Source organism: Methylomagnum ishizawai, from assembly GCF_900155475.1.
GTDB lineage: Bacteria > Pseudomonadota > Gammaproteobacteria > Methylococcales > Methylococcaceae > Methylomagnum > Methylomagnum ishizawai_A.
Genome location: NZ_FXAM01000001.1, coordinates 1,161,096 through 1,180,122, shown reverse-complemented (window position 1 = coordinate 1,180,122; position 19,027 = coordinate 1,161,096). Strand labels below are relative to the sequence as shown.

The 19,027-nt window shown below is 62.4% G+C and carries 12 protein-coding genes; 7 read left to right on the top strand and 5 right to left on the bottom strand.

The features are described from left to right. The first annotated feature begins 163 nt into the window (after positions 1-163). Positions 164-1,636, top strand: coding sequence for a hypothetical protein (locus B9N93_RS05230; RefSeq protein ID WP_085216176.1), 1,473 nt, complete (start codon positions 164-166; stop codon positions 1,634-1,636). Between the two features lie 31 nt (positions 1,637-1,667). Further along, entirely contained in the window at positions 1,668-2,519 is an 852-nt protein-coding gene (locus tag B9N93_RS05225; RefSeq protein WP_085211516.1) for a GNAT family N-acetyltransferase, read from the top strand. 46 nt (positions 2,520-2,565) lie between these two features. On the opposite strand, the gene B9N93_RS05220 is transcribed toward B9N93_RS05225, so the two are convergent. Together B9N93_RS05220 and amoC are read right to left on the bottom strand one after the other, a co-directional pair. After that, complete coding sequence (locus B9N93_RS05220; protein WP_085211514.1) at positions 2,566-2,805, bottom strand: hypothetical protein; 240 nt, start codon at positions 2,803-2,805, stop codon at positions 2,566-2,568. Positions 2,806-3,145: 340 nt separating this feature from the next. Next, a complete protein-coding gene (gene amoC / locus B9N93_RS05215) occupies positions 3,146-3,904 on the bottom strand; it encodes a bacterial ammonia monooxygenase, subunit AmoC (protein ID WP_085211512.1) in 759 nt (252 codons plus the stop codon). 546 nt (positions 3,905-4,450) lie between these two features. Between amoC and glgX the strand changes: the two genes are divergently transcribed. After that, the gene (gene glgX, locus B9N93_RS05210) at positions 4,451-6,571 is read left to right on the top strand and encodes a glycogen debranching protein GlgX (protein ID WP_085211510.1); all 2,121 of its coding nucleotides are present in this window, start codon (positions 4,451-4,453) and stop codon (positions 6,569-6,571) included. A 63-nt stretch (positions 6,572-6,634) separates the two neighbouring features. Here the strand turns inward: glgX and B9N93_RS05205 are convergent, their stop codons facing one another. After that, positions 6,635-7,447, bottom strand: a complete 813-nt coding sequence (locus tag B9N93_RS05205; RefSeq protein WP_085211509.1) for a quinoprotein dehydrogenase-associated SoxYZ-like carrier — start codon at positions 7,445-7,447, stop codon at positions 6,635-6,637. Between the two features lie 72 nt (positions 7,448-7,519). Continuing rightward, positions 7,520-8,452: a quinoprotein relay system zinc metallohydrolase 2 gene (locus B9N93_RS05200; protein WP_254899340.1), complete on the bottom strand. Its 933-nt coding sequence runs from the start codon at positions 8,450-8,452 to the stop codon at positions 7,520-7,522. A 398-nt stretch (positions 8,453-8,850) separates the two neighbouring features. Between B9N93_RS05200 and B9N93_RS05195 the strand changes: the two genes are divergently transcribed. Together B9N93_RS05195 and B9N93_RS05190 are read left to right on the top strand one after the other, a co-directional pair. Beyond that, positions 8,851-10,713: a methanol/ethanol family PQQ-dependent dehydrogenase gene (locus tag B9N93_RS05195; RefSeq protein WP_085211505.1), complete on the top strand. Its 1,863-nt coding sequence runs from the start codon at positions 8,851-8,853 to the stop codon at positions 10,711-10,713. A gap of 148 nt (positions 10,714-10,861) precedes the next feature. Beyond that, on the top strand, positions 10,862-11,704 hold the full coding sequence (locus B9N93_RS05190; RefSeq protein WP_085211503.1) for a quinoprotein dehydrogenase-associated putative ABC transporter substrate-binding protein: 843 nt from the start codon (positions 10,862-10,864) through the stop codon (positions 11,702-11,704). Positions 11,705-11,747: 43 nt separating this feature from the next. Here the strand turns inward: B9N93_RS05190 and B9N93_RS05185 are convergent, their stop codons facing one another. After that, a complete protein-coding gene (locus B9N93_RS05185) occupies positions 11,748-15,287 on the bottom strand; it encodes an EAL domain-containing protein (protein ID WP_085211501.1) in 3,540 nt (1,179 codons plus the stop codon). A 354-nt stretch (positions 15,288-15,641) separates the two neighbouring features. Between B9N93_RS05185 and B9N93_RS05180 the strand changes: the two genes are divergently transcribed. Together B9N93_RS05180 and trmL are read left to right on the top strand one after the other, a co-directional pair. After that, positions 15,642-18,140 (top strand): glycogen/starch/alpha-glucan phosphorylase, encoded by a 2,499-nt coding sequence (locus tag B9N93_RS05180; protein ID WP_085211499.1) that lies wholly within the window; start codon positions 15,642-15,644, stop codon positions 18,138-18,140. A 100-nt stretch (positions 18,141-18,240) separates the two neighbouring features. Next, entirely contained in the window at positions 18,241-18,711 is a 471-nt protein-coding gene (trmL, locus tag B9N93_RS05175) for a tRNA (uridine(34)/cytosine(34)/5-carboxymethylaminomethyluridine(34)-2'-O)-methyltransferase TrmL (RefSeq protein WP_085211497.1), read from the top strand. Positions 18,712-19,027 lie beyond the last annotated feature (316 nt).

The following is a 19,027-nucleotide window of genomic DNA, read 5'->3' as shown; positions in this document are numbered from 1 at the left end:
GATTCATCGGCGCGGCGACCCGATAGCCCGGCGATGGCGATGTTTCCCTGGGAATCGATTTTCTAAAGAGTGTAATGCTTAACCCATTACTTGAGAAGCGTTTCCATTTGGGAAAGGCTTGCATATAATCCTGACTATCATCCCTATGCACAATGAGTTCCCGATGAAAGCCAACAAACCCTTCCTTTCCCTGGGCGTAGCCATCGGCACGGCGCTCTGTTCCGCCGCCACCCACGCCGCCCAACCCGTGCCCGCCACCATGGAAGAGATGTGGAAGATCATCCAGCAGCAGCAAAAGGAGATCGAAGCCCTGAAAGCCAAGGCGGGCGAGAACGAAACCCTCAAGCAGGAAGTGAAGCAGTTGAAGGCGGGCCAGCAGGACGCCACCAAAGCTGCCACGGGTGCCGGTCCCGCCGAACCCTCCGCCAAAGGCAAGTCGAAGACCGACGCCGAGCGCAAGACCGACATCCTCGCCTCCGAGGTCGAAAAGCTCAAAACCCAGCTCATCATTCCCGACAAGCGCGAATACAAAAGCCAATACGGCTTCGGCCCGGCGGCGTCCGAGGTCTACCGGGTCAACCGCGGGCTGTCCATCGGCGGCTACGGCGAATTCCTCTATACCAACTACGTGGCCGACAAGGGCGATGCCAAGGATACGGCGGATATGGAACGCGCCGTGCTGTACGTCGGTTATAAATTCAACGACTGGATCATCCTCAACAACGAGTTCGAATTCGAACACGCTAGCACCGGCGAGGGCAGCGAAGAAAAGGGCGAGGTCTCGGTCGAATTCTCCCAGCTCGATTTCTTGTTGCACCGCGCCGCCAACATCCGGGCCGGCCTGATGTTGGTGCCGATGGGCTTCATCAACGAAATCCACGAACCCACCACCTTCCACGGCAACCACCGCCCCAATGTCGAGCAATACATCATCCCCAGCACCTGGCGCGAAATGGGCGCGGGGCTGTTCGGCGAAATCGTCCCCGGCCTGCAATACCGCATGTACGCCATGAACGGCCTGAACGCCGAGGGCTTCGAAAGCTCGGGGATACGCGAGGGTCGCCAAGGCGGCAGCATGTCCATCGCCGAGAATTGGGCCTATACCGGACGCCTGGATTACACGCCCGCCGCGGTGCCCGGCCTGTTGGTGGGCGCCTCGACCTTCATCGGCGACGCGGGCCAGGATGAACTCTACGCGGGGCGCAAAATATCCGCCCTCACCCAACTCTACGAAGGCCATGTCGAATGGCGCTACAGGGGCATGGAATTCCGCGCCCTGGGCGCTTACGGGCATATCGGCGACGCCGCCGTGCTGAGCCAAGCCAAGGGCGAGACCATCGGTTCGGCGAACTACGGCTGGTATACCGAAGTGGCCTACGACATCATGCCCTGGCTGTGGAAGGACAGCAGCCAATACCTGGCCCCCTTCTTCCGCTACGAGCGCTATAACACCCTGGCCTCCGTGCCCACGGGCTTCGATAATTACGGCGGCTTCTACGACCGCTGGATCTACCAAGGCGGCCTGACCTACAAGCCGATCCAGAACATCGCGATCAAGGCCGATTACCGCAACATCAGCTCGAATGGCGGCCCGGTGCCCGACGAGTTCAACCTGGGCGTCGGGTTCATCTACTGAGGTCGCCGCTTTCAACCCACGAGGCACCGCCATGAACACCGCTTCGACCGTCCGCCCCCTCAGCCGCGCCGAACTGGAAATCCCCCTGCGATGGGCGGCCCAAGAAGGCTGGAATCCCGGCCTGTACGACGCCGAAGCCTTCCATGCCGCCGACCCGGAGGGCTTTTTCGGGGCGTTCCTCGGGAATGAACTGATCGGCTCGTTGTCGGCGGTGAGCTATGGCGGGCGCTTCGGTTTCCTGGGGCTTTATATCGTCAAGCCGGAACACCGGGGCCAAGGCCATGGGATGACACTCTGGCGGACCGCCATGGAATATCTGCGCGGACAGACCATCGGGCTGGACGGCGTGGTGGAGCGACAGGCCGATTATGGGCGCTCGGGTTTCGCGCTGGCCTACCGCAATGTGCGCTACCAGGGCATCGCGCCGGGACGGCAGCCGCCCGCCACGGCCACCACCGTGCCGCTGGCGGCGCTACCGTTCGAGACCGTGGCGCGTTACGACGCGGAGCTATTCCCCGCGCCACGCACAACCTTCCTGCGGCCCTGGATCGGACAGTCGGAAAGCGCCGCGTTCGGGCTACCCAAGGGCGGCGGGCTGGCGGGTTACGGCATGATTCGGAAATGCCACAGCGGCTGGAAGATCGGCCCCTTGTTCGCGGACACCCCCGAGGGTGCGGAAACCTTGTTCCTGGCCTTGCGCAACCATGCGGGACCGGGCGAGCCGGTGCTGTTGGACGTGCCCGAGCCAAACGCGGACGCCGTGGCCTTGGCGGCGCGGCATGGGATGACGGTGGTGTTCGAGACCGCCCGCATGTACCAGGGCGCGATCCCGGCCACGCCCTTGGCGCGGGTGTTCGGCATCACCACGTTCGAGCTGGGTTAGGGAATATCGAAGGGGCTGGAAGCCGGATGGATTTCCGGCCCGGTCTTCAAGAGGGATCGGAAGGCGGCGGCAAGGGGGGGCGGGTCTTGGCCTCGCGCAGCACGCCCAAGCCCCAAATGCCCCAGGAAGCGGTTTTGAGCATCAGCAAGGGGATGGCGACCGCCTTGATGCCCCAGATGACCATGGCCACCGCGCTCACACCCGAAAGGCTCCACGCCACCAAACCCCAGGTTCCACCGACGACGACACGACCGGCGTGTTTCAATTTGGACATCAGGTCTGGCATGGGGCGTTTCCGGTGGAGGGGGCGGTTCTTCTTGTTTTGGTGTATCGCGGGATGGAAAACCCATCCGCTTATTCCGCGCCCTACCGGCGGAACCGAACGCTGCTCGCGAATCCAAGCGTCCAGGGCATACCTGGGACCGCCGAATGCTAGCAAGTTAAATTTTCCGGGGCAATGCGGGTGGCCTGGCCGTGGTTTTTCGCCCATCGACCGCCGGGTGGTGTCGATCTGCGGGCATTAAAAAACCGCCGTCCGAATTCCCTCTCGGACGACGGTTCCAATCTAGCCGGGACCGGCTGGGTTTCCGTCCGGGGAACCCAACCGCCCTAGCCGTGCGTACCGATTACAGGTCCGGGCACAGGTCCTTCTTCAGCACTTCGGAGAAGCTGTAGAAAATCTGCAGCAACACACCGGCGATGGCCAGGGCCAGCCAGCCGAAGATCACGAAGCCATAGTGCAGCGGAGCTACGAACAGCTCTTCCATGAACCAGAAGGTGTGGCCCCATTCGTTCAGGCCCACGTTCGGCAGGATCATGAAAGGTCCGACCACGGTCACCAGGTACGGCAGGGACAGACCCTTGGCGAAGTACGGCAGGCGGGTCTTGGCGTACAGGAACGCCGCGAAGCCGGTGATGATGTAGATCGGGTAGCTCAGGTAGAACTCGATGATGTGCGACGGGGTGAAGTCGGTGTCGCGCACGATGGTCTGGTGCCAGGTGCCGTCCTGCTCGGTGAAGTAGGAAGCGCCCCAGTAGATCGCCCAGGCATAGGCGAACACCCAGATCAGGTGGGTGAAGTTGCGGCGCAGGTTCTCGCGGGGTTCCAAGGCGTCCAGGTTACGGTCGCGGCTCTTCCAGATATAACCCCACAGGATCGACGCGGTGGTCACTTCCAACACGATCTCGGTATACAGGAAGTTCATCCAGTAGGTCTCGAATTCCGGTGCGAAGGAGTCGAGGCCGGCCGCCCAGCCATAGACACCTTCATACCAGCGCACCCACATATAGAACACCGTGTAGATCGTGAATGCGAACGCCAGCCACTTGGTATTCAAGAGCGGCTTGTCTTGCACGCTTACGCCGCCAACAGTCGTTGCAGCCATATTAACCTCCAAAAACACTTGTTGTTGATTGAACAGCGGTTGTGTGTGTCAGCTTCATCGGTTGTTAACCACTGACGCATGCTCTGACCCGAGCCTTAAAAAAAAATTCCGGTATCCCAGGGTTTCGCTCAGAAATTTTTCGGATATCCCACCGGGGCGAGGCCGGAATGGCCTTCCGAGGCGGGCGGAGTTTACGCGAAACCGGCACTTCCGCCATCCTCGCCGGACAGGGTAACACCCGCTCCAAGCCAGGACATGATGGCATTTCACCCAGTGTCCGAGTGATATGCCACAGGCGATGGCGGCCCGGCGGAATTTGATTTATCGGAAAAATAGGCTAGTGGTCGCGATGCGACAAATTTCCCGTTTAACCAACTAGAATGGTAAGATTAGCGTCAGACCCCTGGAATTCACCGATAAGCCCTTGATTTTGAAGTCGTTAGGACTCGATAAATTCATCATCATCCGCGGTCGGGGAATGCTTTTCCGCCGAAGGAACGCCTGGTCTACGCCGATATTCATCCAGCTAGCGACACGTTCATCGCCATGAAATCCGCCGAGCGCCCCTTGGACATCGTTTCCACCAAACGCCCCCCGTTCTCCTACGGTGCCGGCTCGCCGTTGCCGCACGGCGTCCACCTGCACAAGGGCGGGGTCAATTTCGCCTTGTTCAGCCGCCATGCCGTGAAGGTGTGGCTGTTGCTGTTCGAGGATATCAACGCCGTCGAGCCGTTCCAGGTCATCGAACTCGACCCGCGCCAGCATAAAACCGGCGACATGTGGCATATCGTGGTGGAAGGAGCCGGTCGGGGCTTGGTCTACGCCTACCGCGTCGATGGCCCGGTCGCGCCCGAGCGCGGCCACCGTTTCGATTCGCGCCGTATCCTCATCGACCCCTACGCCACCGCGCTGACCAGCCCGCCGCACTGGGACTTCATGGGCTTCTCGGCCAACCAGGACCACAGCCCCGATTGGCGGCAACCGGCCTTGGTCAAGGGCTTGGTCACCGCCAACGGTTTCGACTGGGAGGACGACCGCCCGCTCTACCATCCCTGGTCCGATCTGGTCATCTACGAAACCCATGTGCGTGGACTCACCATCCACCCGAGTTCCGGCACCAAACTGGCGGGCAGCTATCTCGGGGTGATCGACAAGATTCCCTATCTCAAGCAACTCGGCATCACCGCCGTCGAGTTCATGCCCTTACAGGAATTTAATCCCCACGAAACCACCCTGGTGAATCCCGAAACCGGGCAGCGGCTTTCCAATTATTGGGGTTACAACACCATCGGCTTCTTCGCGCCCTACGAAGGCTACGGCACCCGGCTCTATCCCGGCTGCCAGGTGGACGAATTCAAGACCATGGTCAAGGCGCTGCACAAAGCCGGGATCGAGGTCTTGCTGGACGTGGTGTTCAACCACACGGCGGAAGGCGACGAGACCGGCCCGACCTTGAGCTTCCGCGGCCTCGACAACAGCATTTACTACATCCTGGAAGAGGACAAGCGCCGCTATAAGAACTATTCCGGCTGCGGCAACACCATCAATTGCAACCACCCGGTGGTGCGGAACTTCATCCTCGATTGCCTGCGCTATTGGGTGGTGGAAATGCATGTGGACGGTTTCCGCTTCGACCTGGCCTCGATCCTGGGCCGCGACCGCAACGGCAACCTGATCCCCAACCCACCGCTGTTGGAACAAATCGCCGAAGACCCGATCCTGCGCGACGTGAAGCTGATCGCCGAAGCCTGGGACGCGGGCGGTGCCTATCTGGTCGGGCGGTTTCCGGGGGAACGCTGGTCGGAATGGAACGGCCTCTACCGCGACGATGTGCGGCGTTATTGGCGCGGCGACGCGGGCTTGGCGGGGGCGTTCGCCAGCCGTTTGTGCGGCAGCGCCGATATCTATGAACACAGCGGCAAAGCCCCGATCAACAGCATCAATTTCGTCACCTGCCACGACGGTTTCACCCTGAACGACCTGGTCAGCTATACCCACAAGCACAACCTCGCCAACGGCGAGAACAACCGCGACGGCTCGGACGGCAATTTCAGCGCCAACTACGGCGTGGAAGGCCCGACCGACGACGCCCATATCAATCGGCTGCGCCTCCGGCAGATGAAAAACTTCATGGCGACGTTGCTGGTATCGCGCGGTGTGCCCATGATCCTCGGCGGCGACGAGTTCTGCCGCACCCAGCACGGCAACAACAACGCCTATTGCCAGGACAACGCGATCTCCTGGTTCGATTGGAGCCTCGCCGACCAGAACCAGGAATTCCTGGAATTCGTGCGCGATATGATCGCTTTCCGGCGGCGGCATCCGGTGCTGACCAGCGAGCGTTTCTACAAACCCGAGGACGTGAGTTGGTTCAACCCCGCGGGCTGGATGCCGGATTGGCATACCGAATCCGCCATCGGCTGCCATATCCACGCCGCCGAAACCGGCGAACGCCAATTGTGCCTGCTATCGAATCCCCTGCCCCACGCGGTCAGCTTCCTACTGCCGCACGCGCCGGGCGGCTGCCGCTGGACCAAGAAGGTGGATACCAGCGCCGGCCAGCCCTTCGATGTCTGCCAGCCCGGCCACGGCCTCCCGCTCCACCATGAAAGCTCGCTCCTGGTGCGCGACCGCAGTTTGGTGGTCCTGGTGGCGGAACGGGGCTGAGCGTTCCGCCTATGGAAAAGGCCGGTCGCACCGGCCTTTTTCATGCCCAGGGGAAAATCCCGGCTACGGCGTCACCGCCTGGGTCTGGATGAAATGGTTGCCCAGGTTGTCCTTGATTTCGGCCTTGAGTTCGCCCGCCTTGTCCGGCACGAAATAGAAGCGGAAATTGGGGTCGGCGCTGACGGCGATATCGGTCTTGGCGGTCAACACCGGCTTGCCGTCGAAACTCACCTTCACCTCGTCCACGAAATGGGCGGGTTTCACCAAACGGCTGATCTGGTCCATCTGCATCCCGCTGATATTGGGATGGCTGATCAGCAATTGCACCGGATTGGGCTGGCCCAGCGCCGCCTTGTCGCCGTCGAACTTGAACTTCATCTTGCCCAGCCGCGCCATGGCGGCTTCGAGGTCGGTGCCGATGGGCGCGGAACAGCCGCCGCTGGCCTTCACGAACGCCTTGTTCATATAAAGCTTGCCGTCGTTGGTCTCGGCGATGGCGCGGATATTGGTATAGGCGTTCACCCGCGCCCGCAGCGCCACATCGGCCTTGCCGCTCTCGGGCGTGAAATCGAACGAGGCCGAGAACGGCACCGGATTGTTGTCGATGACCAGGGTGATGTTCTTGATGTAATGGTCCTGGGCCTGGGGAATCTTGCTGGTGATTTGCAGGGGCACCAAGGCCGGGTCTTCAGCGCGGTAGGGCGCGGTCAATTCGACGACTTGGGTGCCTTCCTCAATGGGGCGGTCGCCGTAGAACTGCTGCTTGAGGCGGGTGTTCCAGGCCAGGTCTTCTTCGCCCGCGGCGTGGGCGGTGCCCGCCAGTAAGAAGCCAGCCAGGGTAAGGAAGAGGATACGCGGGGCGCGGGGTGGGTTCATGGTTCCTCCAAAAGACAACGCTTATAAAGAGGCGGGATTGTAGGCCGGGCCGGGATGGGTGGGAATGCCCGGCTATTCGTCTTCCCATTCCAACTCCGCGAACGCCGTCGCGATATTGCGCTGGTGGAACTCGTCGAACAACTGCCATTCCGGGCGGGCAGATTGGCCGACATTGGCCATGGCCCATTCCATGGTCTTATTGGCCTTGAGCGCGGCGCGGATCTCGGTTTGCAACATCCTTAAATAGCGTTCCTCCGATATCAGCGCCAAGGGCCAGGCAGCGGACACCGGACCATGTCCCGGAATCGCCAGCCGGGCATCGATCCCTTTGAGTTTATCGATCACCTTGAGCCAGCCGTTCAGGCTGCCATCGACCACCGGCGTATGCCCCATAAATAAAAGATCGGCCAGCCACAAAGTCCGGGTTTTCTGGTCATAGACGCTGAGGTCGCTGTCGGTGTGGGCGGTGGGATGGGCGGTCAGTAGCAGGGTGCGCCCGCCCAATTCCAATTCCAGGGTATCGCGCACCGGCCGGTCGGGCGGGATGAAATGCTCGGGACCGGGCTTGAACCCCAATTCGCGCTCGGCCAAATCCCGGTAATAAGGTGCCCGTAGCGCCATGGCCTGTTCCAACTTGTAATGGCCGACGAAATTCACCCCCGGCTTTTTGAAAGCGAGGTTGCCATAGATATGGTCAGGGTGGACATGGGTATTGATGACATAGCACACCGGCACCGGGGTCGCGGCCGCCACGGCTTGTTTCAACGCTTCGCCCTGCTCCGGGTTACCGCCGGTATCGACCACCGCGACGCAACGCTCGCCGACGATGAAGCCGATATTGGCGATCTCGCCGCAGTTATGGCGGTCCGGTAGTTGATGCACCCCTTGATGGACATAGACGCCGGGCGCGACTTCCCGGAGCGAGATTTCGGGCAACGGCCCGCCATTACCCGGCAACGGTAAGGCGAGCAAGGCCAAGACACAGGCGGCGAGCGGGGATTTCATGGTGATTCTCCTTGGAAGTGGCAGGGCATTTTCCCCGCGCCGGGATGGGGATTCAACCATCGACCCCGGCTTGCTAGCCCACCCGTTCCGTGACAATCGCCACCCCGCCCCGGCCTCGGCGCGAGCCTCCGACCACCAGCCCGAAAGGCACGATCAAGGGGCGAAACTTGGCTTGCAAGCCCCGGAAACCACCGTCGCAGCCCCGTTTCCGCATCATTGACTTTTAGGTGGAAATCCTTCAATTTACGCACGCTGACGGGCCTAGCCGGGAAAATATCAGGATAATTTCAGGAAATTTTTCCTTGCTCAATGAAAAAACCGTCCCTATCGCTTTAAGGGTAACTTGTCGTTAACAACAGTACTCTGTTAGCCACAACAGATTACGAGGAGGAAAAGAGATGAAAAAACCCGTGAAAAGTTGGTTGCTCGCGACCGCTATCGCGTCCGTGCTGGCAGCCCCCGGGGTTACGTTCGCCAATGCCGAAGTGGAAAAGCTCTCCAAGGATCCCCAGAACTGGGCGACCTGGGGTGGCGATTATTACGGCACCCGCTTCAGCAGCCTGACGCAGATCAACAAGGACAACGCTAAGAGCCTGCAACCGATCTGGACCTTCTCCACCGGTATGCTGCGCGGCCACGAAGGTGGTCCTTTGGTCGTCGGCGACCTGATCTACATCCACACCGGCTATCCGCACAAGGTTTACGCGCTGAACCAGGATACCCACTCCGTGGTTTGGGAATACAACTACGCCCCCGACGCGGGCACCGACCAGACCCAGGTGATCGGCGTGATGTGCTGCGACGTGGTCAACCGCGGTCTGGCCTATGGCGACGGCAAGGTGTTCCTGGCCCAAGGCGATGCCACCCTGGTGGCCCTCGATGCCAAGACCGGCAAGATCGTATGGAAGGTCAAGAACGGCGATCCCAAAGCCGGCATGACCAACACCAACGCGCCCTTGGTCGTGAAGGACAAGGTCTTCACTGGCATCTCCGGCGGCGAATTCGGTGTACGCGGCTTCATCGCCGCCTACAACATCAAGGACGGCAGCTTGGCCTGGAAAGCTTATTCCATGGGCCCGGACGCCGATATGAAGATCGACCCCGACAAGACCATGACCTGGACCGATGGCAAGATGGCCCCGGTCGGCAAGGATTCCTCCCTGAAGACTTGGCAGGGCGACCAGTGGAAAATCGGCGGCGGCTCCACCTGGGGCTGGTACAGCTACGATCCGGCCCTGAACCTGATGTATTACGGTTCCGGCAACCCGTCCACCTGGAACCCGGTACAGCGTCCGGGCGACAATAAATGGTCCATGACCATCTGGGCGCGTGACGTGGATACCGGCGAAGCCAAGTGGGTCTACCAGATGACCCCGCACGACGAATGGGACTTCGACGGTATCAACGAAATGACCTTGATCGACCTGCCCATGAAGGACAAGGACGGCAAGGAACACAGCAAACTGCTGACCCACTTCGACCGCAATGGCTTCGGCTACACCCTGGACCGCGTGACCGGTGAACTCCTGGTCGCCGAGAAATTCGACAAGGCCGTCAACTGGGCCACCCATGTGGACGCCAAGACCGGCCGTCCGCAGGTCGTGAGCCAATACTCCACCCAACAGGGCGGCGAAGACCACAACCAGAAGGGCATCTGCCCCTCGGCCATGGGTTCCAAGAACGAACCCCCGGTCGCCTTCTCCCCCAAGACCAAGCTGATCTACATCCCCGGCAACCACACCTGTATGGACTACGAGCCGTTCCAGGTGGAGTACACCGCCGGCCAGCCGTATGTGGGCGCGACCCTGAGCATCTACCCGGCCAAGGCCAATGTGAAGACCGGCGCGAAGGAAGAATCCGCGCACATGGGTTCTTTCACCGCGTGGGATCCGACCACCGGTAAGATCGCTTGGCAGATCGACGAGCCGTTCTCCCTGTGGAGCGGCATGCTCTCCACCGCCAGCGACCTCGTGGTCTACGGCACCCTGGAAGGCTACCTGAAGGTCCGCGACGCCAACACCGGCGCCGAACTCTACAAGTTCAAGACCCCGTCCGGCGTGATCGGCAACGTCAGCACTTGGACCCATAACGGCAAGCAGTATATCGGCATCCTGTCCGGTATCGGCGGCTGGGCCGGCGTGGGCATGGCGGCGGGCCTCGAAGGCGAAAGCGAAGGTCTGGGCGCGGTCGGCGCGTACAAGAGCCTCTCCAGCCACACCAAGCTGGGCGGCGTCTTCACCGTGTTCGCCCTGCCCAATTAAGCGGCGGCACCTAGTTTCCTGAGCTAGGAACCCGAAGCCCCGGTCGATCCCTCGACCGGGGCTTTTTTTACGGCGGTGGAAATCCCACGGGCACCGCCGCGCCGGAGTAAAATCCCCACCCCAACTTTCGCAGTACAAGGAGTTTTCCATGCGCCCCAGCACCCACCGCCGCCTGCTCGCCTGCGGCCTCGCATCCCTGCTGACGATCTCCGGCCCGGTCCACGCGGGCGGACCGGCCTTCAAGGTCTGCGCCGACCCCAACAATCCGCCGTTCTCCGACGACAAGGGCCAGGGCTTCGAGAACAAGATCGCCGAAGCCTTCGCCAAGGCACTGGGCCAGAAGCTCGAATACACCTGGTTCCCCCAGCGCCTGGGCTTCATCCGCAACACGCTCAAGGCCAAGATCGAAGACTCCGAGGAATACAAATGCGACGTGGTGATGGGCGTGCCCGAGGGCTATGAACTGACGGCGACCACCCCGGCCTATTACCGCTCGACCTACGCCCTGGTCTACGCCAAGGGCAAGGGCTTGGACGGGATCAAAACCCCCGCCGACCTCGACCGACTGCCCGCCGACCAGAAAGCCAAGCTCCGCATCGCCATGTTCGACGGCGCTCCCGGCACCACCTGGCTGCTCAACCATGGTTTGATCGGGCAGGGCATCCCCTACCAGACCATGACCGGCGATGTCAGCACCAACACCGCCCAGACCCTGGACCAGGATTTCAAGGCCGGCAAGATCGACATGGTGATCGTGTGGGGACCGATTGCCGGTTACTTGGCCTCGCGCAATCCCTTGGCGCTGATCCCGATGAAATCGGAACCGGGGCTGAAATTCGATTTCCCCATATCGATGGGCGTGCGCTTCCCGGACAAGGAGCGCAAGGCGCAACTGGAAGGCTTGCTTAAAAGCAAGGCCGGGGAAATCCAGGCGACCCTCAAGGAATACAAGGTGCCCTTGGTGGACGCACAGGGGAATCCGCTGCCCTAGCCCATCCCCAGGCGGGATGCGCCGCGCCGACCGGCGCATCCCGCTACAAACCCACCACCCGCCACACGGATGCCTCCTCCCGCCGCAACAGCGCCTCGACCCGGTCCCAGGCCATGGGCGGCCCGTACAAATATCCTTGCGCCTGGTCGCAACCATCCCGCAGCAAGCATTCGCGCTGGGCCTCGTTCTCCACCCCTTCCGCGATCACGGTGAATTGCAGGCTATGGCCGAGCGCAATCACGGCGCGGGCGATGGCGGCGTCGTTCTCGTCCCACGGCAGGTCGCGCACGAAACCCTTGTCGATCTTGAGCTTGTCGAAGGGCAGCAGTTTGAGATAGGCCAGGGACGAATAGCCGGTGCCGAAATCGTCTATCGCCAGTTTGACACCCAAGGCGCGGATGGCCCGCAACAGGTCGATGGCGCGTTCGGCCTCCTTCATCACGAAGCTCTCGGTGATTTCCAGTTCCAACCGGTCCGGCGGCAGGCCGGAATCTGCCAAAGCCCGTTGCACCACCGCCAGCAAATCGCCACGCTGGACTTGCTTGCCGGCCACATTGACCGAAACCCGCCCGAACTCCAGCCCCGCATCCAGCCAAGCCCTGGCCTGGCAACAGGCTTGCCGCAGCACCCATTCGCCCAAGGACAGGATCAAGCCGGTATCCTCCGCCACCGGCACGAAGCGCGAAGGCTCGATCAACCCCTGTTCGGGATGCTCCCAACGCACCAGCGCCTCCAGCCCGACCATGCGCCCCCCGGCCAACTCCATCTGCGGCTGGTAATGCAGCACCAATTGCCCGGCCTCGATGGCATGGCGCAAACGGCTTTGCAATTCCAGGTGTTCCAAGGCCAGCGCGGTCATTTCCTCGGTATAGAAACGGTAGGTATTGCGGCCCTCTTCCTTGGCCCGGTACATGGCGGCGTCGGCGTTGCGCAGCAATTGGTCCACCGTGCGGCCATCCTTGGGATAGACGCTGATACCGACGCTGGCCCCGATGAACAAGCGCCGCCCATCCACCACGAAGGCGTCGGTCAACCCGTGGATCAGCTTATCGGCCAAGCGGGCGGCGTCGTCGCTATCCTTGAGGTTTTCGATCAAGACGGTGAATTCGTCGCCACCCAGGCGGGCCACGGTATCTTCCTTGCGGACGGCCTGCCCCAAGCGCCCCGATACCTGCCGCAGCAATTCATCGCCGATGTTATGGCCCAGGCTGTCGTTGACATGCTTGAAGCGGTCCAGGTCCAGGAACAGCACCGCGCCCTGGTAGCCGTTGCGTTCGGCGCGTTCGAGGCTGTGTTCCAAGCGGGCGGTGAACAGCAGGCGGTTGGGCAGGCCGGTCAGGGGGTCGTGGTGGGCCAGATATTCCAGTTGCGATTGCGATTGCTTGAGATGGCTGATATCGGAGAACACCCCGACATAATGGATGATCCCGCCCCCGGTGTCCTTGACCACGTTGATGGTCAGCCATTCGGGATAGCTCTCGCCGTTCTTGCGGCGGTTCCATAATTCGCCCTGCCAACTGCCGACGGCTTGGATCGAAGCCCACATCGCCTGGTAGAAATCCTGGCCGTGGCGGCCCGAAGCCAGCAGGGCGGGCTTTCGGCCAACCACTTCCGGTTCCTGGTAGCCGGTGATGGCGGTGAAGGCCCGGTTCACCGCGACGATGCGGAGTTGCGGATCGGTAATCATGACGCCTTCCTGGGTGGCCTCCACCACCGCCGCCGAAAGGCGCAGCTTCTCCTCGGCCCTGAGACGTTCGGTGACATCCTGGGTCACGCCCAGCAAGGCCCGCACCCCACGGCGCTCGCCATCCCACAACGGTACCGAATGGGTTTCCAGATGACGCCTGGTGCCTTTCAATCCGGTCCCCTCGAAAATCAAGCGGCGCGGTTCGCCCCGGAACACTGCCGCGACCATTTCGACGAAACCGCCGCGGTCCTTGTCCGCAACCATGCCGTAGAGCGGATGGCCCCGGACCTGGTCCAGGCTGTCGGCCTCGATCATGGCCAGCCCGGCGGGATTCATGTCCAACAACGCGCCGTCGCGGTCCAGGAGTTTGATGCACTGCGGGTCATGCTCGAAGATCGTGCGGAGATAGGTCCGCTGTTCCTTGAGCGCCAATTCGTAGCGCTTGCGCTCGGTGATATCCAAGGTGGTGCCGAGCAACAGCAGGGGCTGGCCCAGGCCGTCCAGCACCACCCGGCCCCGCTCGTCCACCATCCGTGTTTCGCCGCCGGGCAGGTCCACCCGGTATTCGACCCGGTACGCGCCATCGGCCCGCCCCCGGGTAGCCGCCAACGCCTGGGCCAGCTTGCCCCGATCCTCCGCGGGCACGCGGCAAAGCAGGTTTTCCAGGCAGGACTCGACGCCGCCGACCTCATAGCCCAACAGCCGGTACATCTCGTCCGACCAAGCGGCCCGGCCCGTGGCGAGATTCAGCTCCCAACTGCCGATATGGGCGATGCGCTGGGCCTCGGTCAGCCGTTGCTCGCTACGCCTGAGGCGTTGTTCGGCCGAAAGGCGCTCGCGGACCTCGCGGCGCAGGCGGCGGTTGAAGCGGAACAAGGCCAGGATGACCCCCAAGGCCAAACCCACCGCCGTGGCCGCGGCCCAGAGATAGCCCTGGACGCCGTCCCAGACGCGGTCCGGGCCGGGATCGTAGAGGAAGCCATCGAGCGAATAATCACGCCGCAACAAGCCCAGGTCCACATAGGTGTCGGCGATATGCCGCCAGCGGCCGGGGTTGACATAACCCAGATCGACCATATCGGACAGGATCAAAGCCCGCATCGCCTGATATTCGTAGCGCAGATGCTCCAGCGAACGGGTGGAGCCATAACGCCGCACCAACGGGACGACCTCGTCGGGATGCGCCATGGCATATTCCCAACCCTTGAGGCTGGCGGCGCGGAAAGCCCGCGCCCGGTCGGGATGGCGGCGCAACTCGGCCTCGCTGGTGAACAGGTTATCGCCGTAGAAATCCACGCCGTAATGGATAGGCCGCAACAGGGCGACCGGAAACCCCCGCTGTAGGAATAGGAAAGGCTGGTCGGTCTCATAACCGGCCAGGGCGTCCAACCGCCCCTCGATCAAGCCGGTCAGATCGTTGGTCTGGTCCAATAGCCCGAACTTGGACAAGGAACCCGTCTCGCCACGCAGCATCGCCGCGACGGCGGGCGTGCTGTAATTGGTCATCACCCGTTTCCCGACCAAGTGCTGCGGGGAAGACGCCCCGGACCGGGCCGGCACCATCAACACATCGGGCGAATGCTGGAACACCACCCCCAATACCACTACCGGCGCGCCCTGGGCGCGGTCGAGCAACAAGCCGCTGGAACCCGTGCCGTATTGCGCCCGGCCCGAAACCACTTCGGCGACGAAATCGATACCGGGACGGCCCTCGCGGATATCCACATCCAACCCCAAGTCGCGGTAATAACCCTTGTCCTGGGCCACGTAGTAGCCAGCGAATTGATAGGCGTGTTGCCACTTGAGTTGCAGCACCACGGGCTCACCCGCCCAGGCGGCCATCCCCGTGGCCAGCGCGGCGGGGGCGAGCAAAATCTGTCGAAGCAATCGGCGCATGTGATGATCGGATTCAGGTTTTGACCGGAGGCCGCAAGCTTGACACGGCCCGGCCCGGACGCAAAGGGGAGCCGGGACGAGGGCGGCCTTGCCCGGCGGGGCAATGTACCACCATCGCGGCGCACCCTGGACGAGGCGTTGCGATCAGGTGGATACCCGCCGCGGCTCCCGGATGGAATTCGCGGCCCTTGGGTGAACTCGGCAATTCCCGAATCGGCGTTCGACGGTCTTCCCTTTAGTGCGATAATCGCCCACGCCCTGGGCGATCCGGGCGCGGGATCGCTCCCGGCCACCCGCCCGCGTCCCGCCGGATCGCCATCCCCTCTTCCTCCTCCAACCTAGGGATTCCAAACCATGCCGAACAAACCCTTGACCAAGAGCAAGCCCAATGCCCAATTGACCGAACTGCCTTCGCTGGGTCTTTCCGCCGATGCCCTGGCCTTGGACACACGCCGCCATTTCACCTACACCCTGGGGCAGGACAAATCCAGCCAATCCGCCCATTACACCTACACCGCCCTGGCCTTGGCGGTACGCGACCGCCTGATGGAGCGCTGGAAGAACACCAATTACGCCTACGACGGGGCGGGTTGCAAACGCGCCTATTACCTGTCGATGGAATTCCTGATGGGGCGGGCGCTGGGCAACGCCGTCCTCAACCTCGGCATCACCGACTCGGCGGGCCTGGCCCTCAAGACCCTGGGCCTCGAAATGGAAGAAGTGGTGGAAAGCGAGTCGGACGCGGGCCTTGGCAACGGCGGCCTCGGACGCCTCGCCGCCTGCTTCGTCGATAGCTGCGCCACCTTGAAGCTCCCGGTGACGGGCTACGGCATCCGCTACGAATACGGCATGTTCCGCCAGAGCGTCGAGGACGGCCAGCAGGTCGAAGAACCCGACCACTGGCTCCGCAACGGCCATGTCTGGGAACTGGAACGCCCGGAGCTGACCATCCGGGTGCGCTTCGGCGGCCATACCGACAACTACGGCGAAAATGGCCGCACCCGCTGGGTCAACACCCAGGACGTGCTGGCCGTACCCTACGACGTCCCCATCCCCGGCTACCAGAACGGCACGGTCAACACCCTCCGGCTGTGGAAGGCGGCGGCGACCGATGAATTCGGGCTCAACGAATTCAACGCGGGCGATTACACGGCCTCGGTGCGTTCCAAGAACCAAGCCGAAAACATCACCATGGTGCTGTATCCCAACGACGCCAGTGAGAACGGCAAGGAACTGCGCCTGCGCCAGCAATATTTCCTGGCCTCGGCCAGCCTCCAGGACGTGGTGCGGAAATGGGTCCACACCCATGGCGAGGATTTCAGCGGGTTCGCCGAGAAGAACTGCTTCCAGCTCAACGACACCCATCCCAGCATCGCCGTGGCCGAGTTGATGCGGCTCCTGATCGACGAGCATGGGCTGGGCTGGGACGCGGCCTGGGCCATCACCTCCAAGACCATGGCCTACACCAACCACACCTTGCTGCCGGAAGCCCTGGAGCGCTGGTCGGTGCGCCTGTTCCGGCAATTGCTGCCGAGGCTCCTGGAAATCATTTTCGAGATCAACGCCCGCTTCCTGGCCGAAGTCGCCAGCCGCTGGCCGGGCGATCTGGACCGTTTGGGTCGCATGTCCTTGATCGAGGAAGGCTACGAACAGCAAGTGCGCATGGCCTATCTCGCCATCGTCGGCAGTTTCTCTGTCAACGGCGTGGCGGAACTGCATTCGGATTTGCTGAAACAAGGCTTGTTCCGCGACTTCTACGAGATGTGGCCGCACAAGTTCAACAACAAAACCAACGGCATCACCCCGCGCCGCTGGCTGGCGTCCTGTAATCCGGGGCTGTCGGCGCTCATCACCGAAGCCATCGGCACCGGCTGGACCACCGATCTCGGCCAACTCGGCAAATTGGCGAAATACGCCGACGACAAAGCCTTCCGCGAGCAATGGCGCAAGATCAAGCGGGCCAACAAGGAACGCCTGATCCAATACAAACAGGCCGAAGTCGGCATCGTCATCAACCCCGACGCGATGTTCGACACCCAGGTCAAGCGCATGCACGAATACAAGCGCCAGTTGCTGAACGTGCTGCACGTCATCCACCTCTACGACCGCATCAAGCGCGGCGACGAAGGCGACTGGACCCCGCGCTGCGTGATTTTCGGCGGCAAGGCCGCGCCCGGCTATGTGATGGCCAAGCGCATCATCAAGCTCATCAACAACGTCGCCAACGTGGTCAACCACGACGCCAAGGTCGGCGACAAGCTCAAGCTGGCGTTCCTGCCCAACTACCGGGTCAGCGCCATGGAAATCATCTGCCCCGGCACCGACCTGTCGGAGCAGATTTCCACGGCGGGCAAGGAGGCGTCCGGCACCGGCAATATGAAATTCATGCTGAACGGGGCGCTGACCATCGGCACCCTGGACGGCGCGAATATCGAAATCCGCGAGGAAGTGGGGGCGGAAAACTTCTTCCTGTTCGGCCTGACCGCCGAGGAAGTCGAGCGCACCCGCGACCGTTACGACCCCTGGTCGATCATCGAGGCCAACGAAGACTTGCGCCGGGTGATGCAATTGCTGGAATCCGGGCATTTCAACCAGTTCGAGCCGGGCATCTTCGAGCCGATCATCCAATCGGTGCGCGGTGCCTGGGACCCGTGGATGACGGCGGCGGACTTCGGCAGCTACGTGGACGCCCAGAAACGCGCTGCCGCCGCCTACCGCGACCCGGAACACTGGACCCGCATGAGCATCCTCAACTGCGCGGCCAGCGGTAAGTTTTCCACCGACCGCACCATCGGCGAATACAACCGCGATATCTGGAAACTCACCCCGGTCGATGCCCTGCCGCTCGGCTGATTCCCCTCCTGTAGAGGCGGGTTGCTCGCGTAACCCGCCCACGACCCGGCCAGGACGGGGAACCAAACACCCGCCCCCCGGCCTTGGATCAAGGCAACCCATGTTCCATATCGTCCTCTACCAGCCGGAAATCCCGCCCAACACCGGCAATATCATCCGGCTCTGCGCCAATTCCGGGGCGGCCCTGCACCTCATCCAGCCCTTGGGCTTCGAGTTGGACGACGCCAAACTGCGCCGGGCCGGGCTGGATTACCACGAATGGGCCGAGGTCAAGGAACACCCCGGCCTCGACGCCTTCCTGGCGGCAGTCCGGCCGGGACGGCTGTTCGCCTTCACCACCAAAGCCCGCCACCGCTACACCGGAGCCGCGTTCCAACCCGGCGACGCCCTGTTGTTCGGCCCGGAAACCCGCGGGCTGCCCGCCGCCGTGCTGGACGGCCTGCCCGAATCCCAACGGCTCATCATCCCCATGCGTCCCCATAGCCGCAGCCTCAACCTGTCCAACGCGGTGGCCCTGGCTTTGTACGAGGCCTGGCGGCAGCAGGGTTTCGCCGGGGCGCAAGACCTTTGAATCCACGCGCTCCCGACCCGTTCGTCGGTGCCGGTGCGACCTTGCGTCAAATCCGGTTCGATCCCATCTCCAGGCCGGGGTAAGCTCGGCCCCATCCGGCGGTTCGCCTCCCCGCGCCGCGGCACAAGGAATCAAGGCGGCGGCGTGGGCTTGGGCCGATTGTTCGGGGATAATTGCGAATTTCCGCGCAAAACCGCAGACTTGCGACCCTTTGGGGAAAGGCTTTGGGCTATATTTACGGGCTGTCGCGCCCACCCCGATGGCACACCCCAAGCGGTCCACGCCTCGATACGACCGCGCTCCGCCCGGGCCAATA